Raw genomic sequence first — 25,735 nt, 5'->3', positions numbered from 1 at the left:
TCGTTGGTTACATCTTTGATTTCTCGCGGAGTAACTTGTGATGCTGATAATCTTGTTGACTATCAGTCTGACTCCACAAGCACCCACACGAATTGCTTGATTCAGTTGTTAAAGAGCGGTTGGTTAAGATCTTTCGTCTCAACCGAGGCGCGCATTCTACAGCAGCCTCATTTGCTGTCAAGTGATTATTTTCAGAAGTTTTCGAAGAATTCTTCAACAACTTCAACCACTTGCGCTTCCGATCTCTCGTCAGCGGGAGGCGAATTCTACAGCGTTACACGCTGCTGTCAACACCTCTTTTTCAGCTACTTCCAGACTTCGATGAACTGAAGCCCTGCACTGTCGAAACCTACATAACTCATTGAATCTCAAGGAGTTTTCCGTTTCGACTGCGCCGGAAGTGGGGCGAATTATAGACTTCCAGAATCTGCCGTCAACCCCTAATTTCGTATCTCTTTCAATAACTTGCAGATTGATCAAAAGACAACCAGCCCGTCTATATAGAAGACACCAAACAGCCCCCTCTATATAGAAGCACCGTCATAGCACCCCACCTTCTTTCAACGCAGCCACAGCACCGGCCCCCAAACCCAGCACCCGCTGCAAAACCTCCAGCGTGTGCTCACCCAATAAAGGAGGAGCGCGAAGATATTCAACAGGCGTCTGCGAAAGCCTGATCGGACTCGCCACCTGCGGCACCGCCCCCGCCAACGGATGCGGCATTTCAATCGCCAGACCGCGCGCCTGAACTTGCGGATCAGCAAACACCTGCGACAGATCATTGATCGGCCCGCACGGCACGCCCGCCCGCTCCAACTGAGCGACCCACTCAGCCGTGGTCTTGAATACAGTTGCCTGACGAATCAACGGAATCAGCGTCGCCCGGTTCGCCACCCGCAGCTTGTTGGTCGCAAAACGCGGATCATCTGCCCACTGCGGCTGCCCCGCCACTTCGGCAAACTTGCGGAACTGGCCGTCATTGCCCACGGTAAGGATGAAATCGCCGTCAGCCGTAGGAAAGTCCTGATACGGGACGATGTTCGGATGAGCGTTGCCCAAACGCGTAGGCGCATTGCCCGTAGTCAGGTAGTTCATCGCCTGATTGGCCAGGCAAGCAACCTGAACGTCCAGCAATGCCATATCTATATGTTGCCCACCGCCGTCGTGATCACGATGGGCCAGCGCAGCCAGAATCGCTACCGTCGAGTACAGACCGGTAAGAATGTCGGTCAGTGCTACACCAACCTTCACCGGCCCCGCGCCCTCATCACCCTCAGGACGACCGGTCAGACTCATCAACCCACCCAGCCCCTGAATCATGAAGTCATAACCGGCCCGCTTGGCATACGGCCCGGTCTGACCGAAGCCAGTAATCGAGCAATAGATCAGATTCGGATTGATCGCCTTCAACGACTCGTAATCCAACCCATACGCCGCCAGACCGCCAACCTTGAAGTTCTCGATCAGGATGTCCGACTTGGCCGCCAGCTCGCGCACCAGCTTCTGACCCTCGGGGCGCGTGAAGTCGATGGTCACCGATTGCTTGTTACGGTTGGCCGACAGGTAGTAAGCCGCCTCCGTAGTATTCTCGCCATAAGCGTCTTTAAGGAAGGGCGGCCCCCAGGCACGAGTGTCGTCGCCGTTACCGGGGCGCTCGACCTTGATCACCTCGGCCCCAAGGTCGGCGAGGATCTGCCCGGCCCAAGGCCCGGCCAACACTCGCGATAAATCCAGTACCCGCAGATGCGACAGCGCGCCCATGGTCGCTCCCCTGTTAATAGAACGCCTGCAGACCGGTTTGCGCACGGCCAAGTATCAGCGCGTGAACGTCGTGCGTACCTTCATAGGTATTCACCACTTCCAGGTTGACCAGGTGACGCGCCACGCCGAACTCGTCGGAGATGCCGTTACCGCCCAACATATCGCGAGCCATACGCGCAATGTCGAGTGACTTGCCGCAGGAGTTACGCTTCATCATCGAAGTGATTTCAACAGCAGCGGTGCCCTCATCCTTCATACGCCCCAGACGCAGGCAACCTTGCAGGGCCAGCGTGATCTCGGTCTGCATGTCTGCCAGCTTCTTCTGGATCAACTGAGTCGCGGCCAATGGACGACCGAACTGCTTGCGATCGAGGGTGTACTGGCGAGCGGTGTGCCAGCAGAACTCTGCAGCGCCCAGCGCGCCCCATGAAATGCCATAACGTGCTGAGTTGAGGCAGGTGAACGGACCTTTCAGGCCACGCACATCCGGAAAGATGTTCTCTTCCGGCACAAATACGTTGTCCATGACGATCTCACCGGTGATCGAGGCGCGCAGGCCGACCTTGCCATGAATCGCCGGAGCGCTGAGGCCTTTCCAGCCTTTTTCCAATACGAAGCCACGGATGTCGCCGGCATCATCTTTGCCCCAGACCACGAACACGTCGGCGATCGGGCTGTTGGTAATCCACATCTTGGCGCCGGTCAGGCTGTAGCCGCCTTCGACCTTGCGTGCACGAGTAATCATCGCCCCCGGGTCGGAACCGTGATCAGGCTCTGTCAGACCGAAGCAGCCAATCCACTCGCCGGACGCAAGTTTCGGCAGGTATTTCTGTTTCTGAGCCTCAGTGCCGAATTCATTGATCGGCACCATGACCAGCGAAGACTGCACGCTCATCATCGAGCGATAGCCGGAATCAACGCGCTCCACTTCGCGGGCAATCAGACCGTAGCTCACGTAATTGAGACCGCTGCCACCGTACTGCTCAGGAATGGTCGCGCCCAACAGGCCGACTTCACCCATTTCGCGGAAGATCGCCGGGTCAGTCTTTTCATGGCGGAAAGCTTCGAGCACACGCGGCGCAAGCTTCTGCTGAGCGAACTGCTCGGCAGTGTCGCGGATCATGCGCTCTTCTTCGGTGAGCTGTTGATCCAGCAGCAGGGGATCGATCCAGTTGAAGCTAGCTTTGCCGGCCATGAGTGAGTCCTCGCAAATCGGGTGAATAAACGTGGCATTGATCCTAGGCGCGGTTCGCCGTCGCGGCAAACGAGGATTTCGCATCCTGTTGTGCTAATTTCTCACTCCGAAACGTCGCCAAGTGCCAGCTATGCGATGTATTAGTGAGGTGGACGTACATGCGCAGAAAGATACCCAGCACCACGGCCCTGATCAGTTTTGAAGCGGCCGCTCGCCACGAGAGCTTCACCAAGGCTGCCGAAGAACTCTCCCTCACCCAAGGCGCAATTTGCCGACAAATCGCCAGCCTTGAGGACTTCCTCAGCGTGGAACTGTTCCGACGCTCGCGACGCGGTGTGAAGCTGACCGAAGCCGGACTTTCCTACAGCCGTCGGGTCGCCACTCAACTGGACGCTGTCGAGCGCGACACGCTTTCAGTGATGGGCCAGCAAGGCGCCAATGTGATCGAACTGGCGGTGGTGCCGACCTTTGGTACCCAATGGCTGTTGCCACGACTCAAGGATTTCCAGCTCAAGCACCCGGAAGTAACGGTCAACCTGACCAACCGTACGCGCCCCTTCCTGTTCGCCGATACCGAATTTGATGCGGCGATCTACTTTGGTGACGCGGATTGGTCGGGTACCGAATCCCACAGACTGATGGGAGAGAATCCGATGCCGGTATGCAGCCCCGTCCTACTTGGCGACAGGACGCATCTGACAGCGGAGCAGATTGCCGAACTACCGCTCCTGCAACAAACCACCCGCCCCTACGCCTGGCGCCAGTGGTTCAACTCGCAACAGTTGAATATCCCCCGCGACATGACAGGCCCGCGCTACGAGCTATTCTCCATGCTGGCCCAAGCGGCCATGCACGACATGGGCGTTGCGTTGATCCCGCCGTTCCTGATTCAGCGCGAATTGGCCGAGAAACGCCTGGTGGTTGCCAACCCGAATGCGCTGTCCAGCATCAAGGCGTATTACCTGATGATTCCGGAGCGAAAAGTCGAATCAGCGTCACTCAAGGCATTTCGCGACTGGCTGGTGAATCAGGCACACAGCTACAACCCAGAAGACTAAAGGCTTGCGACAATACTTAACCCGGTAGTCAGAATATCCAAAGCCCTACAGATATAACTATTTGTCGCAAATCAGAAGACTGTATCCGAAGGTCGTACAGACGTCCCACAAGCGCCTGACAACGTGGCTTTGCGCCTTGATCAACGACTCATTACTGCCTATTCACGCCACCGATGCGAAAAATTTCAATAACAAGCCAAAATCCATACAGAGCACGGCCTGCAAGGGATTAAGCCGGTCATCTGCGACATTCGGTCACGGCATGACTTGTAGTTAATTTTCCGTCACCCGTCATAATCCCTTGAAGGGCTGAAAGTTCGCCTGCAAAATGCCGCGCCCCGCCCTGATTTGGCGGGATCGTGCTGATCGGCCGCCCCAGTCGCACCATCCGCAGTGCCTGGGTTTACTCAATAAGATCACGCAGGAGATTTGACGTGCACATTGGTGTTCCTCTCGAAACCCAGACAGGTGAAACGCGGGTTGCTGCAACCCCGGAAACCATCAAAAAGCTGATCGGCCAAGGTCATCAGGTCACTGTGCAAAGCGGCGCCGGCATCAAGGCCAGTGTTGTCGACAGTGCCTATGAGGCGGCAGGCGCAACCATTGGCAGCGCCAACGATGCGTTTGGTGCCGAGCTGATTCTCAAAGTGGTTGCCCCGAGCGACGCCGAACTGCCGCTAATCAAGCGCGGTGCCGTGCTGGTGGGCATGCTCAATCCGTTCAGCAATGAAACCATCGCCAAACTGGCCGAGTGCGGGATCACCGCGTTCGCCCTGGAAGCGGCGCCACGCACTTCGCGGGCGCAGAGCCTCGATGTGTTGTCGTCGCAGGCAAACATCGCCGGCTATAAGTCGGTGCTGTTGGCCGCCCACTACTATCCGCGTTTCATGCCGATGCTGATGACCGCTGCGGGCACTGTGAAAGCGGCGCGCGTGCTGATTCTCGGCGCGGGCGTGGCCGGATTGCAGGCGATTGCCACGGCGAAACGTCTGGGCGCAGTCATCGAAGCGTCCGACGTGCGTCCGGCCGTGAAGGAGCAGATCGAATCCCTCGGCGCCAAGTTCGTCGACGTGCCGTACGAAACCGATGAAGAGCGCGAATGCGCCGTCGGTGTCGGCGGTTACGCGCGGCCGATGCCGGCGAGCTGGATGCAACGTCAGGCGCTGGCGGTGCACGAACGCGCCAAGCAGGCCGATATCGTCATCACCACCGCACTGATCCCGGGCCGCAAGGCACCGACGCTGCTCAGCGCGGAAACCGTGGCGCAGATGAAACCCGGTTCGGTGGTCATTGACCTGGCAGCCGCGCAGGGCGGCAACTGCCCGCTGACCGTGGCTGATCAGGTGGTGATCGAGAACGGCGTGACCATCATCGGCCCGACCAATCTTGCCGGTGAAGTCGCCGCAGACGCTTCGGCGCTGTACGCACGCAACCTGCTGGACTTCCTGAAACTGGTATTCACCAAAGAAGGCCAGTTTGAAGTGAACCTCGAAGACGACATCGTCGCCGCGTGCCTGATGTGCCGCGACGGCCAAGTCATCCGCAAAAACGCCTAAGCAGGGATTCAGAAGATGGAAGAGCTTATCTCCCCCGGTATCTACAACCTGATCATCTTCGTGCTGGCGATTTATGTCGGTTACCACGTGGTCTGGAACGTTACGCCTGCGCTGCACACGCCGCTGATGGCAGTGACCAACGCCATTTCGGCGATCGTGATCGTCGGCGCGATGCTCGCAGCCGCGCTGACGGTTACGCCGCTGGGCAAAACCATGGGCACCCTCGCCGTGGCGCTCGCTGCGGTCAACGTGTTCGGTGGCTTTCTGGTCACCCGCCGCATGCTTGAGATGTTCAAGAAGAAAGCCCCGAAAGTAAAAGAAGAGGCGCCGAAGTAATGAGCATGAATCTCGTCACGACGCTCTACCTGATCGCGTCGATCTGCTTCATCCAGGCCCTCAAAGGCCTGTCGCACCCGACCACCTCACGCCGCGGCAACCTGTTCGGCATGCTCGGCATGGGTCTGGCGATTATCACTACGGTGGGCCTCATCTATAAGCTCGGAGCTGAGCTGGCTACTGCCGGCATCGGTTACGTGATTGTCGGCCTGCTGGTCGGTGGCACTGCCGGTTCGATCATGGCCAAGCGCGTGGAAATGACCAAGATGCCGGAACTGGTCGCCTTCATGCACAGCATGATCGGCCTCGCGGCGGTGTTCATCGCCATCGCTGCCGTGGTTGAGCCGCAGTCGCTGGGCATCGTCAAACACTTGGGCGACGCGATTCCGGCGGGCAACCGTCTGGAACTGTTCCTTGGCGCGGCGATTGGTGCAATTACCTTCTCCGGTTCGGTGATCGCGTTCGGCAAGCTCTCGGGCAAGTACAAGTTCCGTCTGTTTCAGGGCGCACCGGTACAGTTTGCCGGTCAGCACAAGCTGAATGCGGTGCTCGGTCTGGCGACGCTGGCGCTCGGCCTGACCTTCATGTTCACCGGCAACCTCACCGCGTTCGCGCTGATGCTGGCGCTGGCGTTCGTGATGGGCGTGCTGATCATCATCCCGATTGGTGGCGCGGATATGCCGGTAGTGGTGTCGATGCTCAACAGCTACTCGGGCTGGGCTGCGGCGGGGATCGGCTTCTCGCTGAACAACTCGATGCTGATCATCGCCGGTTCGCTGGTGGGTTCGAGCGGTGCAATCCTCTCGTACATCATGTGCAAGGCGATGAACCGTTCCTTCTTTAATGTGCTGCTCGGTGGTTTCGGCAACACGGTGGATGCTGGCCCGGCGGGCGCGAAAGAAGCGCGTCCGGTGAAATCCGGTTCGGCTGACGACGCGACCTTTCTGCTGACCAACGCTGACACCGTGATCATCGTTCCGGGCTATGGCCTGGCGGTGGCGCGGGCACAGCACGCGCTGAAAGAGCTGACCGAGAAACTGACCCATCGTGGCGTGACCGTGAAGTACGCGATCCACCCGGTGGCCGGTCGCATGCCCGGACACATGAACGTATTGCTGGCCGAGGCCGAAGTGCCGTACGACCAGGTGTTCGAGATGGAAGACATCAACTCCGAATTCGGTCAGGCCGACGTGGTGCTGGTGCTCGGCGCCAACGACGTGGTCAACCCCGCGGCGAAGAACGATCCGAAATCACCGATTGCCGGCATGCCGATTCTCGAAGCCTTCAAGGCCAAGACCATCATCGTCAACAAGCGCTCGATGGCCAGCGGCTACGCCGGTCTGGACAACGAACTGTTCTACCTGGACAAGACCATGATGGTGTTCGGCGACGCAAAAAAAGTCATCGAAGACATGGTCAAAGCAGTCGAGTAAATTTCGACCGCAATGCCTAACGCCCCGACTCGTCGGGGCGTTTTTGTTTACGCAAATTGCCGGACAATTTGCCGCGTTGTTACCGATCCGGTAATGGTGTTTTACTTGAAACCCGCTGAATAGACGCCTCGTTTGCGACCTTGGTAGCGGGACAGGCGCCCGTCCAATTCACTAGACTGCGCATCCTGCTACTCGCTACCCGAGATAAACATCCATGTACCGTGACCGTATTCGCCTGCCTTCGTTGTTGGACAAAGTGATGAGCGCCGCCGACGCCGCAGCTCTGATTGAGGACGGCATGACCGTCGGCATGAGCGGCTTCACCCGCGCCGGCGAAGCCAAAGCCGTGCCCCATGCGCTGGCCGAGCGAGCCAAGGTCACGCCGCTGAAGATCACTTTGATGACCGGCGCCAGCCTCGGTAACGACCTCGACAAGCAACTGACCGAGGCCGGCGTGCTGTCGCGGCGCATGCCGTTTCAGGTCGACAGCACTCTGCGCAAGGCAATCAACGCCGGCCAAGTGATGTTCATCGACCAGCATCTGTCGGAAACCGTCGAGCAACTGCGCAATCAGCAATTGAAGCTGCCGGACATCGCGGTCATTGAAGCCGTAGCCATCACCGAACAAGGCCACATCGTGCCGACCACCTCCGTGGGCAACTCGGCGAGCTTCGCGATTTTTGCCAAGCAAGTGATCGTCGAGATCAACCTGGCGCACAACGCCAACCTCGAAGGCTTGCATGACATCTATATCCCGACCTACCGCCCGACTCGCACGCCGATCCCGCTGGTAAAAGTCGACGATCGTATCGGCAGCACCGCGATCCCGATTCCGCCGGAGAAGATCGTCGCCATCGTCATCACCCAGCAGCCGGACTCGCCGTCCACCGTGTCAGCGCCAGATGCCGATACCAACGCCATCGCCGATCACCTGATCACCTTCTTCAAACAGGAAGTCGACGCCGGGCGCATGACCAACAAGCTCGGCCCGTTGCAGGCCGGCATCGGCAACATCGCCAACGCGGTGATGTGCGGGCTGATTGATTCACCGTTCGAAGATCTGACGATGTATTCCGAAGTGCTGCAGGACTCGACCTTCGACCTGATCGATGCCGGCAAGCTGAGCTTCGCTTCGGGCAGCTCGATCACGTTGTCGGAACGACGCAACACTGACGTGTTCGGCAATCTGGAGAAGTACAAAGACAAACTGGTGCTGCGCCCGCAGGAGATTTCCAACCATCCGGAAGTCGTCCGGCGGCTGGGCATCATTGGTATCAACACTGCACTGGAGTTCGACATCTACGGCAACGTCAACTCGACCCACATCTGCGGCACGCGGATGATGAACGGCATCGGCGGCTCGGGCGACTTCGCGCGCAATGCGCATCTGGCGGTGTTTGTGACCAAGTCGATTGCCAAGGGTGGCGCGATTTCCAGCGTGGTGCCAATGGTCAGCCATGTTGACCATACCGAGCATGACGTCGACATTCTGGTGACCGAGGTTGGCCTGGCGGATCTGCGTGGACTGGCGCCGCGCGAACGCGCCCGCGTAATCATCGATAATTGCGTGCACCCAGACTATCGCCAGGCCCTGAATGATTACTTCACAGCGGCTTGCGCGATTGGCGGGCACACCCCGCACATCCTGCGTGACGCGCTGAGCTGGCACATCAATCTGGAAGAAACCGGGCGCATGCTCAAGGTCTGATTCACACAGATATCCCGCTGACGCAAACACAGTTTTATCAGTGGGATATCGCAAAGCTTCTTTCTTGGCAAAAACTGTACTGCTGTACCGGTCATTTCCTACAGACTCTGCCCACATATCTTGGTTAATTCGCCAAAAACGCACCACTTGAGGGCAGACAGGTACAGTTTGCACAATTTCGACCCGTACACCCCCTATAAACAGTTAACTGCTCACTCACAATACAGGTGAACTGTATCTAGAGAGTCTGGCCAAACGAGAGGATCATGGGCACCAGTCAAACCACTACCTGATCCCGCCACAAGCGGAAGGATGTCAACCATGGAACGTACACTCAGTTCCGAACTGTTCTTCGAAGACACTGCTGCAAAAACCCAGGCCTCCATGCCTTTGCGCGTTATTGCCAACCTGATGCTGTGGCAACGCCGCATCTCCAGCCGCCATCAACTGGCTCGTCTGGATTCGCGTCTGCTGGCTGATGCCGGGATTAGCGAAGCACAACGCTACGAAGAGCTGAGCAAGCCGTTCTGGCGCTAAACAGCGTCGCTGGCTCTGGTCGTCAGACCCACCGCCAGCACCCGAATTGAACAAACAAAACCCGTCGTGGGAAACCGCGACGGGTTTTGTCGTTTCAGAGGTCTGGAAGCGCGAAGCAAGCACTCAAGAGAGCTGACAGATACAGTTTCTGGATTAGAGATATCAATAGGTACAGTTAAGAATTTTGGATTCATTCGGCATTTCAGCGCTGTGCGAACTGCACAGAGCAGCCTAATATTCATTCAGTAAGTGGCGAATGCTGCGCCGATGGCGTCTGACTCCCAGACACCGTGCCACCTCTCAAAACGGTTTATCCACAGGAGTTATCCCATGACACGTCTTCGCCTGCTCAGCGCCGCCGCCCTGTTGGCCGTGGCTGCCAACGCCAGTGCCACCAGCTTCATCGTCACCACCGACTCTATCGTCGGCGCCCTGAAAGCTTCCTCGGACGCAACCTCCGACGTGACCTCGTCGTTCCGTGACGACAAAATCGTACTCGCCGCCCGAGATGACGCTGCCAGCTTCGTCGCAAGCGAAGGCGAAATCCGTGGCGTGAAACTCGAAAGCGCACTCGATCACATCCGCCACCAGGCGCCACAACTGAACGCGACCGACGCGCAGTTGGCTCAAGCCATTCTGACTATCTGAATCGGCGCATGACGGGGCACGCTCGGTCGTGTCCCGATGTTTCGGCGCTGGCTCTGGCCCGGGCATTACGCTAGCCTTGCGGCTTGCTAACTGTTGCCGAGTCCCATGCGTTTTCTTTCAAATCTGCTCATCCCTTCTATCTTGCTGACCGCCTGTTGGGCGACGTCGGTGAATGCCTTTGATCTGTCCACGCAAAACACCGTCGTCAGCGTTTGGGCGACTGGCATGGTGTCTTCGGCGCCATTCGACCGTAAACTGCTGTTCGCCGCGCACGACGATGCGGCGGCGTTCGTTGCCAGTGACGGTCAACTGCGAGGCCCACAGCTGGAATCCGCGCTGCATTACCTGCGCAAATCCCGGCCAAAACTTCATGCTGGTGACCTTGAACTGGCAGAAGCAATTCTCGTCCAATAGCTATCTTTGTCCCTTTCGGAGTCGTTCCATGCGTAGCCCGCTGATTGCTGCCGCCCTTGGCCTGTTTTTGTTGGCCGATATGGCCCAGGCACACACCCTGGTAGCCACCAGTAACATCATCGTTCGCGCATCTCAGCGCACTATCGATTTCACTTCCGATACCACCACTTCGATCCGCGATTCGAAAATCATCCGTGAAGCCCACGACGACGCTGCCAGTTTTGTCGCCAGCGACGGCGATATCCGTGGCGCGCACCTCGAAGCCGCGCTCAACACGCTGCGCACCCGCGTTCCGGAAGCCCGTGACGCCAGTGATCAGGTACTCGCCGAAGCCATCCTCGCACTGTGAAGTCAGTCGGCGCCTGGCTAATGGCCGGGGCGTTGTTGCTGCTTGGCAACAGCGCCCATGCGGGCCTGCAATTACGGCTCAAGGCCGAGGGTCTGAGCCCCGCGCAACAGCAGGCCAGCCAGACGCTGCTGGATGAAGCCATGCGGGCATTGCCACCGAGCTTCATCGAGCGACTGGATCGGCGCATCGATGTCGGCTGGACCGACGACATGCCCTCCAACGCTTACGGCCAGGCAACGCTGGTCTCCGAGCTCGATCTGAACCGCAAACTGCTCGCCGGCCTCACCGACGGTAGTGCGGCCAAGGAAAAAACCAGTCGCCCCCACGGCACCGTGCGTCAGGAACTGCTGGCCACGGTACTGCACGAAATCACCCACATTTACGATCGCGCGCGCCTGTGGCCAGACGCCGAGCGCACGCTGATCCAGCGCTGCACCCGTCGCAGCAACAGTGCCGGACTGATCGGCATCCCCGATGAATGTCGCGGCCAGAACGGCCGGCGCTTCACCCTCAGCGATGACCCGCGTCTGCTCGACCTCGCCGGTTGGCAGCAATACGTCGGCCGTCGCGGTGAACGTGAACAGCACAACCGGCAGATCGTCCGTAGTCCGGATCTGTACGAGATCTCCAGTCCGAAAGAGTTTGTCGCGGTCAACATGGAGTATTTCCTCCTCGACCCAAGCTATGCCTGCCGCCGCCCGGCGCTGTATCGCTATTACCAACAGCACTTCGGCTGGGCACCACCGGCCAAGGACGAGTGCAGCAAATCGTTCTCCTTCCTCAACGCTGGCAACGATTTTGCCAAACAGCCGTTGGGCCAAGTCGATCCGGAACGCGTTTACGCCGTCGATTACCTGCTGGCCGAGGCCAACCAGAACTGGGTCAGCCGTTGGGGTCACAGCATGTTGCGGCTGGTGATCTGCGCGCCGGGACGGCCACGCGGCCCGGATTGCCGACTCGATCTGGATCAGCATCTGGTGCTGTCCTACCGCGCCTTCGTCGGTGATGTGCAGTTGTCGAGCTGGGACGGACTGGTCGGCAAATACCCGTCACGCCTGTTCGTGTTGCCGCTGGCGCAGGTGATCGATGAATACACCAAGACCGAGTTGCGCAGCCTCGCCTCGGTGCCGCTGAACCTGTCGCGTAGTGAAATTGAAGGCGTGGTCGAACACGCCGCCGAAATGCACTGGAGCTATGACGGCAACTACTTCTTCCTGTCCAACAACTGCGCGGTCGAGGGCCTGAAACTGCTGCGCAGCGGCACCGACAACGCCAAGCTCGTGGGCCTCGACAACATCATGCCCAACGGTTTGCTGGAAGTGCTCAAGGGCCGAGGCCTGGCGGACACCAGCGTGCTGGATGATCCGAAAGAAGCGCTGCGTCTGGGTTATCGCTTCGACTCTTTCCGTGATCGCTATCAGGCGATGTTCGATGTGCTGAAAAAGCAGCTGCCGATCAAACAGAATACGGTCGAGGAATGGCTTTCGTTGACCGCCGAAGAACGCCGAGCGTGGTTCGAGCGCGCCGACCTGCGCACCAGCGCGGCGTTGTTGCTGCTGGAGCAGGCGAGCTTCCGCCGTCAGTTGTTGCTGGCGCAGGATGAGGTCAAGCAACGCTACCTCGGTGCCCGCGAGCTGGAGAACGGCGGTATGGACAAGGCCAATGCGACCTTGCAGCAGATCCTCGCCAACAGCGGCTTCCTCAGCCGTCCGGCGGAACTGCTCGACAGCCGTGGTTATGGTCTGCCGCAGCCGGATGAGTCCAAACGTCTGGAAGCGGAAAGCAGCCAGCGCCAGAAACAGTTGCTGGCGCTGACCGGGGATCTGGACAAGGAAGTGCGCAAGTTGCTGGAGCCCCAGCGTGCTGCCGAGATCGCCGCAAGCGAGGCCAACGTGAAGCAGATCGGCGAGCATCTGCGCAAACTGCACAAGGCGTCGGGTGGGTTGGAGTTACCGTAGAACAGCAGCTTCGGAGTTATCCGAATGATGTGGCGAGGGAGCTTGCTCCCTCGCCACAGGTGATCTTGTCAGATCAGTACAAAACGCCATCCAGAATTTCATAGACGATCCCGGTGCCCACCGCGATCAGCACAATATCGCCACCGGCCCGGCGCCATTCATAGCCTGGATAATATGGCAGACGCTCCATCGCGCGGTTATCCAGACGCTCGCCGTAATAGCCATGCGGTAACGGCCGTCCGCGCTCCAGGTGCATACCCGGCGGTGGCGGTGCCCCACGCACGAAGTAGCCATGGTTATCGCGAATGGTCTGCCGCACCGGCCCAAAGTCGCGCGGCGGCGGGCCACCCCGGTGGTTGTTTTGCGGGCCACGGTGATCGTCACTGCGATTGTCATGCTGGCCCTGCTCCGGGCCGCCGCGGTCGTGATCGTTGCGTTGATCATCACGCTGATCGGCGCTGGCCAGCAGCGGCGTCGCACTGATCATCAGGACGCCCAGACTGGCAATCAGACGTTTCGGCATTTTCATCGAGTCTTTCCTCACTGCACTGACAGCAAAAAGGGATTCAGAACGTGGTTCTGAATCCCTCGGTCTTGCTGGATTAGTCTGTGCCGCGAGGGGCTAATTCCTCTGTATCAGGAACTTTACCTTCAGCTGACGCGGGCCTTACGCACGCCTTCGGACAATGCCGAACACAGGCTCAGCACGCCGTCGATGGCTTGCGCCGGAGTGGTCGCGTTGGCGATGTGATCGATCAGCGCCGAACCCACCACCACGCCGTCCGCCAGCCGCGCGATTGCCGCTGCTTGCTCCGGCGTGCGGATGCCGAAACCGATGCTGATCGGCAGATCGGTATGCCGACGCAGACGCGCCACGGCTTCTTCGACATGTTCCAGAGTCGCGGCACCGGCGCCAGTCACGCCGGCCACCGACACGTAATATACAAACCCGGAACTGCCGTTGAGCACGCGCGGCAAACGCGCATCATCGGTGGTCGGTGTGGTCAGGCGGATGAAGTCGATGCCCGCGGCCTGGGCCGGGTCGCACAGTTCTTCGTTATGTTCCGGCGGCATGTCGACCACGATCAGACCGTCGACGCCGGCTTCTTTCGCGTCGGCGATGAAACGCGGCACGCCGTACATGTGAATCGGGTTGAAGTAGCCCATCAGCACCAGCGGGGTTTCGCTGTTTTCCTGACGGAACTCGCGCACCATTTGCAGGGTTTTGAGCAGATTCTGCTTGGCGCCCAAGGCGCGGATGTTCGCCAGTTGGATCGCCGGTCCGTCGGCCATCGGATCGGTGAACGGCATGCCCAACTCGATCACATCGGCGCCGGCCTTCGGCAGGCCCTTGAGGATCGCCAGCGAAGTGTCGTAGTCCGGGTCACCGGCCGTGACGAAGGTCACCAGTGCGGCGCGATTTTGTTGTTTGAGTTCGGCAAAACGGGTTTGCAGGCGGCTCATCAGTGTTTCTCCTGCTTAGCGGTTTCCATATGGTGCATGACGGTCTGCATGTCTTTGTCGCCGCGACCGGACAGGTTGACCACCATCAGGTGATCCTTCGGCAGCTTCGGTGCGCGTTTGAACACTTCAGCCAACGCATGAGCGCTTTCCAGTGCAGGGATGATCCCTTCGAGACGGCAGCATTTGTGGAACGCATCCAGCGCTTCGTCGTCAGTCACCGAGGTGTACTGGACGCGGCCGATGTCATGCAACCATGCGTGCTCAGGGCCGATGCCGGGATAGTCGAGACCGGCAGAAATCGAATGCGCGTCGATGATCTGGCCATCGTCGTCCTGCAGCAGGAACGTGCGGTTGCCGTGCAACACACCCGGTACGCCGCCGTTGAGGCTGGCCGCGTGCTTGCCGGTTTCGATGCCATAACCGGCGGCTTCGACGCCGATGATTTCAACGCTCTTGTCGTCGAGGAACGGGTGGAACAGCCCCATCGCGTTGGAACCGCCACCGATGCACGCCACCAGACTGTCCGGCAAACGACCTTCCTGAGCCTGCAACTGATCGCGGGTTTCCTTGCCGATCACGGCCTGGAAGTCGCGAACCATTGCAGGATAAGGATGCGGGCCAGCCACGGTGCCGATCAGGTAGAAAGTGCTGTCGACGTTGGTCACCCAGTCGCGCAGCGCTTCGTTCATCGCATCTTTCAGAGTGCCGGTGCCGGCGACCACCGGGATCACTTCGGCACCCAGCAGCTTCATGCGAAATACGTTGGCCTGCTGGCGCTCGATGTCGGTGGTGCCCATGTAGATCACGCAATCCAGACCGAAACGCGCAGCCACAGTCGCAGTTGCCACACCGTGCATGCCGGCGCCGGTCTCGGCGATGATGCGTTTCTTGCCCATACGCCGCGCCAAGAGGATCTGGCCGATGCAGTTGTTGATCTTGTGCGCGCCAGTGTGATTAAGCTCTTCGCGCTTGAGGTAGATCTTGGCGCCGCCGCAGAACTCGGTAAGACGCTCGGCGTAATACAGCGGGCTAGGACGTCCGACGTAATCGCGCTGGAAGTAGGCCAATTCCTCTTTGAACGCAGAATCTTCCTTGGCCACTTCGTACTCACGGGCGAGGTCGAGGATCAACGGCATCAGGGTTTCAGCTACGTAGCGGCCACCGAACGCGCCAAACAGGCCGTTGGCGTCAGGGCCGTTACGCAGATCGGAAGTGTTCGAAGTCTGGGTCATGGGTCGCTCCAGCTGATTTTCAAAAGAAGGCAATGGCGCCCACTCTACCCCTGACCTTCCAGACTGAAAACCGATAAGATCGCCGCAACCTGTCAGGAAAACTCACAGATCCCATGAGCCACGACCTTCCCCCGCTGAACGCCCTGCGCGCCTTCGAAGCCACCGCCCGTCTGAATAGCGTCAGTCAGGCTGCTGAACAGCTGCACGTTACCCACGGTGCGGTCAGTCGCCAGCTCAAGGTGCTTGAAGAACACCTCGGCGTCAGTCTGTTCATCAAAGATGGCCGCGGCCTGAAACTCACAGATGCCGGCATTCGCCTGCGTGACGCCAGCGGCGAGGCTTTCGAGCGTTTGCGCAGTGTTTGCGCAGAGCTGACCCAAAGCACCGCGGATGCGCCGTTCGTGCTCGGCTGCTCCGGTAGCCTGTTGGCGCGCTGGTTCATTCCACGTTTGGGACGCTTGAATGCTGATCTGCCGGATTTGCGCCTGCACCTGTCGGCCGGCGAAGGCGATCTCGATCCACGCCGTCCCGGATTAGACGCGTTGCTGCTGTTCGCCGAACCGCCATGGCCAGCGGACATGCAGGTCTATGAACTGGCCAGCGAACGCATCGGCCCGGTCATGAGCCCGCTGTTCAGCGGCTATCAACAGTTAACAGACGCCCCCGCCAGCGCATTGCTCGGCGAACCGTTGCTGCACACCACTTCGCGCCCGCAAGCCTGGCCAAGCTGGGCACAGCAAAGCGGCCTCGACGCGAAGGCGTTGAAGCTCGGGCAAGGGTTTGAGCATTTGTATTATTTGCTGGAAGCCGCTGTCGCAGGCCTCGGGGTGGCGATTGCACCAGAGCCACTGGTGGCGGAAGACTTGAAGGCCGGTCGCCTGGTTGCGCCGTGGGGCTTCTGTGAAACCCCGGCGCAACTGGCGTTGTGGCTACCCAAGCGCGCCGCGGACGGGCGCGCTCGGCAACTGGCGCAATGGCTCAAACATGAGCTGCGCCAGACGGATCACTCGCCGCGTTTGAACAGCAAGTAAGCAGCGACCAGACCCAGGGCGCCGACGGCTACACCGGCGGTGGTCCATGGATGTTCCTGAGCGTAATCACGGGTGGCGATCCCGGTTTCGCGGGTTTTCACTTTGACTTCTTCGTAGGCATCGCTGAGCAAGCTGCGCGAATGCTTCAGCGCGCTTTCAGCATTGCCTTTGAGCGCCTTGAGGGTCTTGCGCGACTCGTCCGAAGCGTCATCTTTGAGGCTTTCCAACGACTTGAGCAGACTCTCGATCTCCGCTTCCATGCTTTGCAATGAGGCTTTACGTAGAGAAGTGTTGGCCATGGTGGCTCTCCTGCATTGGTGATGAGTGGCGTGTGTTGATTGGGACTTCAGCGGTTCGAGAAAGTGCAGAAAATCTGAACTTCCCTTCGCCGGAGCCACCGAAATCAACACGGCAAATCGCTGCTAGGCTGTATTTCACACTTCAAGGAGAACACCATGAGTGACCATCACACGTACAAGAAAGTCGAGCTGGTCGGGTCGTCCGAGAACAGCATCGAAGAGGCAATCAACAACGCGTTGGCCGAAGCCAACAAGAGCATCAAACATCTGGAATGGTTTGAAGTGACCGAGACCCGTGGCCACATCAAGGATGGCAAGGCTGCGCACTTTCAGGTGACCCTGAAAGTCGGGTTCCGGATCGCCAGCAGCTGAGTTTGGTCAGTCTTCTGAACTTGCGCGCTGGCGGAGTGCCATAGGAATGGCAAAGCGCTACAGGGTGGCCGCGTCGGGTGAACAACCCGATGCCCGCCTCTTTTAATCCGACCAGGGGTGCGACCGATGAAGAAGTTTATGTTGGCTGTAGGTTTGTTGAGCCTTGCGGGTGGTGCGTTTGCTGCCGGCAAGCCTTGTGAAGAGCTGAAAGCCGAGATCGCGGCGAAGCTGGATGCCAAGGGTGTTTCCGGTTATTCGCTGGAGGTTGTGGACAAGGGCGCAGCGGCTGACGGCAAAGTCGTCGGCACCTGCGAGGGCGGTGCCAAGGAAATCGTTTACAAACGATAAGTCCAGATCACCTCTGTGGCGAGGGAGCTTGCTCCCGCTGGACTGCGAAGCAGGCCCCTGTTTTGGGGTCGCTGCGCAACCCCGCGGGAGCAAGCTCCCTCGCCACAATTCATTCAGAGGCCGCGCAAACATCAGCCCTTCATGACTTGCGCCAACAGCTCATAAGAACGCAGCCGATCCCCATGCTCATACAGATCGCTGGTAAAAATCAGCTCATCAGCCTGAGTCTGCTCAACCAGCACTTCCAGCTTCGCGCGGATTTTTTGCGGGCCACCGACCATCGCCAAGCCAAGGAAATCCCCCACCGCCTCGCGTTCATGCGGCAACCACAAGCCATCCATCGTTTTCACCGGCGGACGCTGCACCAGACTCTGCCCACGCATCAGCGCCAGAATCCGCTGGTACACCGAAGTCGCCAGGTAATCGGCCTGCTCATCGGTATCGGCCGCCACCAGCGGAACACCGAGCATCACGTACGGTTTATCCAGCACCGCCGACGGCTTGAAGTGATTGCGATACACGCGAATCGCCTCATGCATGAAGCGCGGTGCGAAGTGTGAGGCAAAGGCGTAGGGCAAACCGCGTTCACCGGCCAGTTGCGCACTGAACAGACTCGAACCGAGCAGCCAGATCGGCACGTTAGTGCCGGTGCCGGGCATGGCGATCACACGTTGATCCGGAGTGCGCGGGCCGAGGAAGCGTGCCAGTTCGGCAACGTCTTCGGGAAAGTCATCCGAGCTGCCGGAACGCTCGCGGCGCAAGGCACGGGCGGTCATCTGATCGGAACCCGGCGCGCGACCCAGACCGAGATCGATGCGTCCCGGATACAGGCTTTCGAGAGTGCCGAACTGCTCGGCGATCACCAGCGGCGCATGATTGGGCAACATCACCCCGCCGGAGCCGACGCGGATGGTCGAGGTGCCGCCGGCCAGATAACCGAGCAGCACCGAGGTGGCGGAACTGGCGATGCCGTCCATGTTGTGGTGCTCGGCGACCCAGAACCGCGTGTAGCCGAATTTCTCGACATGCTGCGCCAGATCCAGCGAATTGCGCAGCGCCTGCGCCGGGCTGCCGTTCTCGCGCACGGGCACCAGATCAAGAGTGGAAAACTTTACGTCGGACAGTTGCTTCATGAACCTGCTTCTCCGAATGAGGACGCAGGTTTGTTCTTGCCGAACAAAAACCTGCCGAATGCAATAAGCGTGTTCTATGGAATGAGGGCATATACCCGAGTTTCAATAGCCGACCGGAAATTTCCTACTAAAAAAGTCAACGATTCACCTGAGCTGAACTTTGACCCCGGGTCTATCCTCAGAACCCTTGCAAGCAAAAACCGCAATGGCGCGGCATTTCGCGCCTTATTCGAGGAGGCAACATGGCTATCGTGAAGAAGGCATCCGCACATTGGGAAGGTGACCTGAAAACCGGCATCGGCTCGATCTCCACTGAAACCGGCGTCCTGCGAGAAGCGCCGTACGGCTTCAAGGCGCGCTTCGAAGGCGGCAAAGGCACCAACCCGGAAGAATTGATCGGCGCGGCGCACGCCGGCTGTTTCTCCATGGCATTTTCGATGATCCTCGGCGATGCCGGCCTCAAGGCTGACAGCATCGACACCCAGGCTGAAGTCACTCTGGATCAAGTCGAGGGCGGTTTCGCGATCTCTGCGGTGAAGCTGATCCTCAAAGCGAAAATCCCGGGCGCCACTCAAGCGCAGTTTGAAGAGCTGAGCAACAAAGCCAAAGAAGGTTGCCCGGTCTCCAAGGTATTGAACGCCAAGATCAGCCTCGACGCTTCTTTGGTCAGCTGATGGCTTGAGCCGGATCAGAACCCGCCGGGCAAAAATGTGGTCGAATAGACGACAGCAGCTATCGCGCAACTTCGCGCGCGCTGTTCCAAGGAGCTTCAACCATGAAACGTTTTGCTTTGGCGGTTATCTGTGGCGTGCTGGCGACCTCAGCCTTCGCTGCGCCCAAGGATTGCGAAGAACTCCGGAAGGAGATCGAGGTAAAGATTCAAGCCAGAGCCGTGCCCTCCTACACTCTGGAAATAGTCTCGAGAGAAGAGGCCGCAAAACACGATATCGCCATGGTCGTCGGAACCTGCGATTACGGACGGAAGAAAATCATCTACCAAAGAAACGACAGCTGAGTCGCACTACGGCACGCAGTTGATTCGCCGTTCTTCGGCTACGATTCGACCTTCACGGTTGATCAGCCGGGCACTGGGGGTGAACGCCAGCGATCGTGCTTCGAGCCGGTAACGCTGGCCCGCTTGGAAATGTTCGTAAGGAATCGTCATGTAGCACAGACGTTCCTGCGGATCGGTGTCCATGCCTTGGCCACCGCCGAAAATCTCGAAATCGAAACGCACCGTCAGCTCATGAGCGCCGGGCGCGACTTGAAAAAAGCGCCCGTCACGCAGGCGCTGATTGTCCAGTCGCTCGGCCATCAGCACCTTGCCGCCGGGCGTAGGCATGGCGAAATCGACCCAGGCCATGCCTGGGTCGGCGGGTGGCAACGGTGTCTGGCAGCCGGCGATTACGCCAGCGGTCAACAACAGCATCAACTTGCGCATGATGGATGTCCGTGAGTCTGGGCATCCAGCATAACGCCGATCAGGTGCGCTGACAGCCAGCGGGTATGCCTTGGCCGACCACGTTGCGCTGCTCATCGTAGAGCCTGGCCCATGGGCGGAAACCGATGCTGCCGGCCTGCAACTGATAACGCTGGCCTGCGTTGAAATCCTTGAATTTCACGTTCAACTGGCAATCGCGCCACAGCGGCTCGGCATCGGGACCGATGTTGGTCGCCGCCACCGGGAATTGATAACGCACCGTCAGCTCATGGCTGCCGGGCTGTACCTCGAAATAGCGTTGGTCTTGATTAGCCTGGTTGTCGACTTCCAGCGCTTGCAGCGCGGTGTCCTGCTGCCGGGGATTCAGATCGATCCAGGCTTGCGTGGGGTCGGGGACGGGCATGCCGAACCCGGCACAACCGGCCAGCGTCAGCACGCCTCCTGTGAGTATCAACATGCGCATAGCGAAGCTCCAATGGGCGGGATAGTCTTGCGGGCAGACTTTCCGAAGGATTTCTTATTTTGAGCAGGCCGCTTCCAAGCCATGGGTTACTTGATCGCGTTTTGCCGATTTTGTTTCCGGCTATGTTGTTTTTGTTGCTCAACGGTTGTGCCAGCGTCAGCTACTACGGCCAGTTGGCCAGCGGTCAGCTGCAACTGCTGCGGGCGCGCGAGCCGGTGGAAAAGGTGATTGCCGATCCGGCCCGCGACGCGAAACTGCGCAGCCATCTGGCCCAGTCGCAGAAGGCCCGAACCTTCGCCAGCAAGCATCTGCACCTGCCCGACAACCAGAGTTATCGCCTGTACGCCGACATCGGTCGGCCGTTTGTGGTGTGGAATGTGTTCGCCACAGCGGAGTTTTCCCTGAGTCCGCAGAATCATTGCTTCCCGATCGCCGGGTGCGTGGCCTATCGCGGCTACTACAGTCAGAGCGCAGCACGCGGTGAAGCGGCGCTGCAGCAGTTGCGAGGCATGGACGTGTCGATTGGCGGGGTCGAGGCTTACTCGACGCTGGGCTGGTTCAACGATCCGATCCTCAACTCGATGATGGGCTGGGGCGATGAACGGCTGGCCACGCTGATCTTTCATGAATTGGCGCACCAACGTTTCTACGTGCAGGACGACACTGAATTCAATGAGTCCTTTGCCACGTTTGTCGAGCAGGAAGGCACCCGGCAATGGCGGGCGTTTCGCGGATTGCCGGCGGAAAACGATTCACGGCTGAAGCAGCGTGATCAGTTCATCCAGCTGATTCTCGACACCCGCGCAAGACTGGAAAAGCTATACGCCCAGCCACTGCCCGCCGGGCAGATGCGCGAGCGCAAAGCAGCGGAGTTTGAACAATTTCGTCGGGATTATCGGGTGGTGCGTGATAGCCAGTGGGCCGGGGACAAGCGTTATGACGCTTGGGTGAATGCGCCGTTGAATAACGCGCGGCTGCTGCCGTTTGGGCTGTATGACCAGTGGGTGCCGGCGTTTGCGGCGTTGTTCAGGCAGGTTGGGGGGGATTGGGTGAGGTTTTATGCTGAAGTCGAGAAGCTAGGCGACTTGCCAACTGTGCAGAGAAAAGCGGCTCTGAAAAAATTGGCCGGCTCATAGATGTATATCGACTGACTTGGCCTCATCGCTGGCAAGCCAGCTCCCACAGGGTTTGTGTCGGACACAACGTTTGTGTTCACCAACAATCCTGTGGGAGCTGGCTTGCCAGCGATTCTGATCAGCGCTGCAAAAATGCCTGATGCAACTCGGCGAGTGTTTCAAAGTGATAAGCCGGCGCCTCGGCACTCAGCTCTTCACGACTGCCAAACCCATACCCTACCGCCGCCGCATCCAGACCATTGCTGCGCGCCCCGATCAGATCATGCTTGCGATCACCAATCATCAGCGTGTTCGCCGGGTTCAGCCTCTCTTCAGCAATCAGATGCGCAATCAACTCGACCTTGTTGGTTCGGGTGCCATCCAGCTCACTGCCGTAAATCACTTTGAAGTGCCTGGCGAAATCGAAATGCCGAGCGATCTCGCGCGCAAATACCCAAGGCTTGGACGTCGCGATATACAGCTGCCGTCCCTGGCTACTCAAGGTTTCCAATAACGGCGTGACGCCATCGAACACGCGGTTCTCGTACAGCCCGGTGACCTTGAAACGCTCACGATAGAAATTCACCGCTTCCCACGCCTTGGCTTCGTCGAAGTCATAGAACTGCATGAACGCCTGCAACAGCGGCGGGCCGATGAAGTGTTCGAGCTTGGTCAGGTCTGGTTCGTCGATGCCGAGCTTGGCCAACGCAAACTGAATGGAGCGGGTAATGCCCTCACGCGGGTCGGTCAGGGTGCCATCGAGGTCGAACAGTACGGTCTGGTAATGCATGAAAATTCCTGGGTAATCGAGAGAACGGTCAGATCTGGTCGTAGCCTTCGGCCAGATGCAGATCCTTGAGCTTCACGTAGTTCGCCGCGCTGTAGGTGAAAAAGGCGTTTTCCTTGTCGGACAGCGGCCGAATCTGTTTCACCGGACTGCCCACGTAGAGGAAACCGCTCTGCAGACGCTTGCCCGGTGGCACCAGGCTGCCGGCGCCGATGATCACATCGTCCTCGACCACCGCACCGTCCATGACAATGCTACCCATGCCGATCAGCACGCGGCTGCCGACGGTGCAGCCATGCAACATGACCTTGTGGGCGATGGTCACGTCATCGCCGATCAGCAGCGGAAAGCCATCCGGGTTGAACGGGCCGGCGTGGGTGATGTGCAACACGCAGCCGTCCTGCACGCTGGTGCGCGCGCCGATGCGGATGCGGTGCATGTCGCCGCGGATCACGGTCAGTGGCCAGACGGAGCTCTCTTCGCCGATTTCGACGTCGCCGATCACCACCGCCGAGCCGTCGACAAATGCACCTTTGCTCAAGTGCGGGGTGTGATTCTGGTACTTGCGAAGGGACACGATTAGTTCTCTCTCTGTCGCCGATAGCTGCGGTGGATGTCGATTGTAATTAAGATGGGCGCATGTTTCTTCCAGCCAAGGTGCCATCCGTGAGCGTGAACAATCCTCTTTTGCAGTCCTACGACCTGCCGCCGTTCTCGACGATCCGCGCCGAACACGTGCTGCCGGCCATTGAAACCATCCTGGCTGACAACCGCGCCGCCATTGCCGAAATCCTCAAGACCCAGCGCCAGAACCCTACCTGGGCCGGGCTCGTGCTGGCGATGGACGAACTCAACGATCGCCTCGGCGCCGCCTGGAGCCCGGTCAGCCACCTCAACGCCGTGTGCAACAGCGCAGAACTGCGTGAAGCCTACGAGTCGTGCCTGCCAGCCCTGAGCGCCTACTCCACCGAGATGGGCCAGAACCGCGAGCTGTTCCAGGCTTATGAAGCCTTGGCCAACAGCCCGGAAGCCGCCGGGTTCGACGTGGCGCAAAAAACCATTCTGGAACACGCCCTGCGCGATTTCCGTCTGTCGGGTATCGACCTGCCGCAAGCCGAACAGCAGCGCTACGCCGAAGTGCAAAGCAAACTGTCCGAGCTGGGCAGCCGCTTCTCCAATCAGTTGCTCGATGCCACGCAAGCCTGGACCAAACACGTCACCGACGAAACCACCCTCGCCGGCCTGACCGATTCGGCCAAGGCGCAAATGGCTGCGGCCGCGCAAGCCAAAGAACTCGACGGCTGGCTGATCACCCTGGAATTCCCGAGCTACTACGCGGTGATGACCTATGCGCAAGACCGCGCACTGCGCGAAGAAGTCTACGCCGCCTACTGCACCCGTGCGTCGGATCAAGGCCCGAACGCCGGGCAGAACGACAACGGCCCGGTGATGGGCGAGATTCTCGATCTGCGTCAGGAGCTGGCCAAGCTGTTGGGTTTCTGCAGTTTCTCGGAGCTGAGCCTGGCAACGAAAATGGCCGAATCCAGCGATCAAGTGCTGAGCTTCCTGCGCGATCTGGCCAAGCGCAGCAAGCCGTTCGCCGCGCAGGATCTGCAGCAGCTCAAAGCGTATGCCGCTGAGCAAGGTTGTGCCGATCTGCAGAGCTGGGACGTGGGTTTCTACGGTGAAAAACTCCGAGAACAACGCTACAGCGTCGCTCAGGAAACCCTGCGCGCGTACTTCCCGATTGATAAAGTCTTGGGCGGCCTGTTCGCCATCGTTCAGCGTCTGTACGGCATCGAAATCGCCGAACTGAAAGGCTTCGACACTTGGCACCCGGACGTTCGCCTGTTCGAGATCAAGGAAAACGGCCAGCACGTCGGCCGCTTCTTCTTCGACCTGTACGCCCGAGCCAACAAGCGTGGCGGCGCGTGGATGGACGGCGCCCGCGATCGTCGCCGCACCCTCGACGGCGTGCTGCAAAGCCCGGTGGCCAATCTGGTGTGTAACTTCACCCCGGCCGACAGCGGCAAGCCCGCGCTGCTGACCCACGATGAAGTCACCACGCTGTTCCACGAATTCGGCCACGGCCTGCATCACCTGCTGACCCGCGTCGAACATGCCGGCGTGTCCGGGATCAACGGCGTGGCGTGGGATGCGGTCGAGTTGCCGAGCCAGTTCATGGAAAACTGGTGCTGGGAGCCGGAAGGTCTGGCGCTGATTTCCGGCCACTACGAGACTGGCGAGGCATTGCCGCAGGATCTGCTGGAGAAAATGCTCGCCGCGAAAAACTTCCAGTCCGGACTGATGATGGTGCGTCAGCTGGAATTCTCGCTGTTCGACTTCGAATTGCACGCGACCCACGGTGACGGCCGCAGCCCGCTAAAAGTGCTTGAAGGCGTGCGCGACGAGGTTTCGGTGATGCGTCCGCCGGCCTACAACCGTTTCCCAAACAGCTTCGCGCACATCTTCGCTGGCGGTTACGCGGCGGGTTACTACAGCTACAAGTGGGCTGAAGTGCTGTCGGCCGATGCCTTCTCGAAGTTCGAAGAAGACGGCGTGCTCAACGCTGAAACCGGTCGCGCGTTCCGCGAAGCAATTCTGGCGCGTGGCGGCTCGCAGGCGCCGATGGTGCTGTTCGTCGACTTCCGTGGCCGCGAGCCTTCGATTGACGCACTCTTGCGTCACAGCGGCCTGAGTGAGGACGCGGCAGCATGAGTGAGGCACCTGTGATTACCAAGAAGCGCTTTATCGCCGGGGCCGTGTGCCCGGCGTGCAGCGAGCCGGACAAGCTGATGATGTGGAACGAAGATACCGTTCCACATCGTGAGTGCGTGGCCTGCGGGTATTCCGACACGCTCAACGAACAGGGCTTGTCGGTTCCCAAGGAATTGGGCACGCGGGTCAACGTCAGCGCCATCAAGCCTGCGCCGGATAAGAAAGTGCAGGCTGTACAGTTTTTCCCAAACCCCAAGCTCGCGAAAAAGCCCGACGCGTAACGCTAAGTCAAAACTAGCTTGCACCGCTCATCGGTGCAGGGTGGTATCCGAGTAACACCTTCAACCTGCACTTGCTTCGTAGGCTGGCCGTTTCGCCA

The 25,735-nt window shown here is 59.3% G+C and carries 29 protein-coding genes; 18 read left to right on the top strand and 11 right to left on the bottom strand.

Features of this window, described 5'->3' with window-relative positions; all coding sequences use genetic code 11:
• Positions 1-540: 540 nt before the first annotated feature.
• Together ACP7BN_RS10210 and ACP7BN_RS10205 are read right to left on the bottom strand one after the other, a co-directional pair.
• Positions 541-1,761, bottom strand: a complete 1,221-nt coding sequence (locus ACP7BN_RS10210) for a CaiB/BaiF CoA transferase family protein (protein WP_426203748.1) — start codon at positions 1,759-1,761, stop codon at positions 541-543.
• Between the two features lie 13 nt (positions 1,762-1,774).
• Entirely contained in the window at positions 1,775-2,956 is a 1,182-nt protein-coding gene (locus tag ACP7BN_RS10205) for an acyl-CoA dehydrogenase (RefSeq protein ID WP_420649962.1), read from the bottom strand.
• A gap of 158 nt (positions 2,957-3,114) precedes the next feature.
• Between ACP7BN_RS10205 and ACP7BN_RS10200 the strand changes: the two genes are divergently transcribed.
• The 10 genes from ACP7BN_RS10200 (at position 3,115) to ACP7BN_RS10155 (ending at position 12,953) form a co-directional block, all read left to right on the top strand.
• Positions 3,115-4,014, top strand: a complete 900-nt coding sequence (locus ACP7BN_RS10200) for a LysR family transcriptional regulator (protein ID WP_426203746.1) — start codon at positions 3,115-3,117, stop codon at positions 4,012-4,014.
• 434 nt (positions 4,015-4,448) lie between these two features.
• Positions 4,449-5,570 (top strand): Re/Si-specific NAD(P)(+) transhydrogenase subunit alpha, encoded by a 1,122-nt coding sequence (locus tag ACP7BN_RS10195; RefSeq protein ID WP_426203744.1) that lies wholly within the window; start codon positions 4,449-4,451, stop codon positions 5,568-5,570.
• A gap of 15 nt (positions 5,571-5,585) precedes the next feature.
• A complete protein-coding gene (locus tag ACP7BN_RS10190) occupies positions 5,586-5,906 on the top strand; it encodes an NAD(P) transhydrogenase subunit alpha (RefSeq protein ID WP_003187417.1) in 321 nt (106 codons plus the stop codon).
• Positions 5,906-7,339: an NAD(P)(+) transhydrogenase (Re/Si-specific) subunit beta gene (locus ACP7BN_RS10185; protein ID WP_420649965.1), complete on the top strand. Its 1,434-nt coding sequence runs from the start codon at positions 5,906-5,908 to the stop codon at positions 7,337-7,339. Before ACP7BN_RS10190 ends, ACP7BN_RS10185 begins: the two co-directional genes overlap by 1 nt.
• A gap of 214 nt (positions 7,340-7,553) precedes the next feature.
• Positions 7,554-9,047: an acetyl-CoA hydrolase/transferase family protein gene (locus ACP7BN_RS10180; RefSeq protein WP_426203742.1), complete on the top strand. Its 1,494-nt coding sequence runs from the start codon at positions 7,554-7,556 to the stop codon at positions 9,045-9,047.
• A gap of 321 nt (positions 9,048-9,368) precedes the next feature.
• Entirely contained in the window at positions 9,369-9,584 is a 216-nt protein-coding gene (locus tag ACP7BN_RS10175; RefSeq protein ID WP_007902752.1) for a DUF1127 domain-containing protein, read from the top strand.
• Between the two features lie 330 nt (positions 9,585-9,914).
• A complete protein-coding gene (locus ACP7BN_RS10170) occupies positions 9,915-10,232 on the top strand; it encodes a DUF2388 domain-containing protein (protein ID WP_426203740.1) in 318 nt (105 codons plus the stop codon).
• A 105-nt stretch (positions 10,233-10,337) separates the two neighbouring features.
• On the top strand, positions 10,338-10,646 hold the full coding sequence (locus ACP7BN_RS10165; RefSeq protein WP_426203739.1) for a DUF2388 domain-containing protein: 309 nt from the start codon (positions 10,338-10,340) through the stop codon (positions 10,644-10,646).
• Positions 10,647-10,674: 28 nt separating this feature from the next.
• Positions 10,675-10,995 carry a DUF2388 domain-containing protein gene (locus tag ACP7BN_RS10160; protein ID WP_426203737.1) on the top strand — a complete coding sequence of 107 codons (321 nt, stop codon included), beginning with the start codon at positions 10,675-10,677 and terminating at the stop codon, positions 10,993-10,995.
• Positions 10,992-12,953 (top strand): DUF4105 domain-containing protein, encoded by a 1,962-nt coding sequence (locus ACP7BN_RS10155; RefSeq protein ID WP_426203735.1) that lies wholly within the window; start codon positions 10,992-10,994, stop codon positions 12,951-12,953. Before ACP7BN_RS10160 ends, ACP7BN_RS10155 begins: the two co-directional genes overlap by 4 nt.
• Positions 12,954-13,026: 73 nt before the next feature.
• Here the strand turns inward: ACP7BN_RS10155 and ACP7BN_RS10150 are convergent, their stop codons facing one another.
• The 3 genes from ACP7BN_RS10150 to trpB form a co-directional block, all read right to left on the bottom strand.
• The gene (locus tag ACP7BN_RS10150) at positions 13,027-13,482 is read right to left on the bottom strand and encodes an anti-virulence regulator CigR family protein (protein ID WP_426203733.1); all 456 of its coding nucleotides are present in this window, start codon (positions 13,480-13,482) and stop codon (positions 13,027-13,029) included.
• 122 nt (positions 13,483-13,604) lie between these two features.
• Positions 13,605-14,417 carry a tryptophan synthase subunit alpha gene (trpA, locus tag ACP7BN_RS10145; RefSeq protein WP_426203731.1) on the bottom strand — a complete coding sequence of 271 codons (813 nt, stop codon included), beginning with the start codon at positions 14,415-14,417 and terminating at the stop codon, positions 13,605-13,607.
• The gene (trpB, locus tag ACP7BN_RS10140) at positions 14,417-15,649 is read right to left on the bottom strand and encodes a tryptophan synthase subunit beta (RefSeq protein WP_426203730.1); all 1,233 of its coding nucleotides are present in this window, start codon (positions 15,647-15,649) and stop codon (positions 14,417-14,419) included. Before trpB ends, trpA begins: the two co-directional genes overlap by 1 nt.
• 113 nt (positions 15,650-15,762) lie before the next feature.
• Between trpB and ACP7BN_RS10135 the strand changes: the two genes are divergently transcribed.
• Positions 15,763-16,680 (top strand): LysR family transcriptional regulator, encoded by a 918-nt coding sequence (locus ACP7BN_RS10135; protein ID WP_426203728.1) that lies wholly within the window; start codon positions 15,763-15,765, stop codon positions 16,678-16,680.
• Here ACP7BN_RS10135 and ACP7BN_RS10130 read toward each other — a convergent pair.
• Entirely contained in the window at positions 16,653-16,979 is a 327-nt protein-coding gene (locus tag ACP7BN_RS10130) for a DUF883 family protein (protein WP_420649975.1), read from the bottom strand. The two genes, ACP7BN_RS10135 and ACP7BN_RS10130, sit on opposite strands and share 28 nt — an antisense overlap.
• Positions 16,980-17,135: 156 nt before the next feature.
• On the opposite strand from ACP7BN_RS10130, the gene ACP7BN_RS10125 reads away from it, so the two are divergent.
• Positions 17,136-17,351 carry a dodecin gene (locus ACP7BN_RS10125; RefSeq protein WP_420649976.1) on the top strand — a complete coding sequence of 72 codons (216 nt, stop codon included), beginning with the start codon at positions 17,136-17,138 and terminating at the stop codon, positions 17,349-17,351.
• A 126-nt stretch (positions 17,352-17,477) separates the two neighbouring features.
• Entirely contained in the window at positions 17,478-17,699 is a 222-nt protein-coding gene (locus ACP7BN_RS10120) for a DUF1161 domain-containing protein (RefSeq protein WP_426203726.1), read from the top strand.
• 131 nt (positions 17,700-17,830) lie between these two features.
• On the opposite strand, the gene ACP7BN_RS10115 is transcribed toward ACP7BN_RS10120, so the two are convergent.
• The gene (locus ACP7BN_RS10115; RefSeq protein WP_426203724.1) at positions 17,831-18,832 is read right to left on the bottom strand and encodes an LLM class flavin-dependent oxidoreductase; all 1,002 of its coding nucleotides are present in this window, start codon (positions 18,830-18,832) and stop codon (positions 17,831-17,833) included.
• Positions 18,833-19,074: 242 nt separating this feature from the next.
• On the opposite strand from ACP7BN_RS10115, the gene ACP7BN_RS10110 reads away from it, so the two are divergent.
• Positions 19,075-19,506: an OsmC family protein gene (locus tag ACP7BN_RS10110; protein WP_420649979.1), complete on the top strand. Its 432-nt coding sequence runs from the start codon at positions 19,075-19,077 to the stop codon at positions 19,504-19,506.
• A gap of 101 nt (positions 19,507-19,607) precedes the next feature.
• Complete coding sequence (locus tag ACP7BN_RS10105) at positions 19,608-19,847, top strand: DUF1161 domain-containing protein (RefSeq protein ID WP_426203722.1); 240 nt, start codon at positions 19,608-19,610, stop codon at positions 19,845-19,847.
• Between the two features lie 6 nt (positions 19,848-19,853).
• Here ACP7BN_RS10105 and ACP7BN_RS10100 read toward each other — a convergent pair whose 3' ends face one another.
• Both ACP7BN_RS10100 and ACP7BN_RS10095 read right to left on the bottom strand, forming a co-directional pair.
• Positions 19,854-20,273, bottom strand: a complete 420-nt coding sequence (locus ACP7BN_RS10100; protein WP_426203720.1) for a hypothetical protein — start codon at positions 20,271-20,273, stop codon at positions 19,854-19,856.
• Positions 20,274-20,313: 40 nt separating this feature from the next.
• Positions 20,314-20,736, bottom strand: a complete 423-nt coding sequence (locus tag ACP7BN_RS10095; protein WP_426203717.1) for a hypothetical protein — start codon at positions 20,734-20,736, stop codon at positions 20,314-20,316.
• 59 nt (positions 20,737-20,795) lie between these two features.
• Between ACP7BN_RS10095 and ACP7BN_RS10090 the strand changes: the two genes are divergently transcribed.
• Positions 20,796-21,872, top strand: a complete 1,077-nt coding sequence (locus tag ACP7BN_RS10090; RefSeq protein WP_426203714.1) for an aminopeptidase — start codon at positions 20,796-20,798, stop codon at positions 21,870-21,872.
• A gap of 118 nt (positions 21,873-21,990) precedes the next feature.
• Here the strand turns inward: ACP7BN_RS10090 and ACP7BN_RS10085 are convergent, their stop codons facing one another.
• A complete protein-coding gene (locus tag ACP7BN_RS10085; protein WP_426203711.1) occupies positions 21,991-22,641 on the bottom strand; it encodes an HAD family hydrolase in 651 nt (216 codons plus the stop codon).
• 28 nt (positions 22,642-22,669) lie between these two features.
• The gene (locus ACP7BN_RS10080; RefSeq protein WP_426203708.1) at positions 22,670-23,215 is read right to left on the bottom strand and encodes a gamma carbonic anhydrase family protein; all 546 of its coding nucleotides are present in this window, start codon (positions 23,213-23,215) and stop codon (positions 22,670-22,672) included.
• Positions 23,216-23,277: 62 nt separating this feature from the next.
• On the opposite strand from ACP7BN_RS10080, the gene prlC reads away from it, so the two are divergent.
• Complete coding sequence (prlC, locus tag ACP7BN_RS10075; protein ID WP_426203706.1) at positions 23,278-25,356, top strand: oligopeptidase A; 2,079 nt, start codon at positions 23,278-23,280, stop codon at positions 25,354-25,356.
• Positions 25,353-25,637 (top strand): YheV family putative zinc ribbon protein, encoded by a 285-nt coding sequence (locus tag ACP7BN_RS10070; protein WP_420649987.1) that lies wholly within the window; start codon positions 25,353-25,355, stop codon positions 25,635-25,637. The genes prlC and ACP7BN_RS10070 overlap by 4 nt, the downstream gene beginning before the upstream one ends.
• Positions 25,638-25,735: the final 98 nt, after the last annotated feature.

This window comes from Pseudomonas sp. TWP3-1 (assembly GCF_049896625.1).
In the GTDB taxonomy this organism is placed as follows: Bacteria; Pseudomonadota; Gammaproteobacteria; order Pseudomonadales; family Pseudomonadaceae; genus Aquipseudomonas.
The sequence above is the reverse complement of the archived record's forward strand: the minus strand, read 5'-3'. Positions and strand labels throughout refer to the sequence as shown.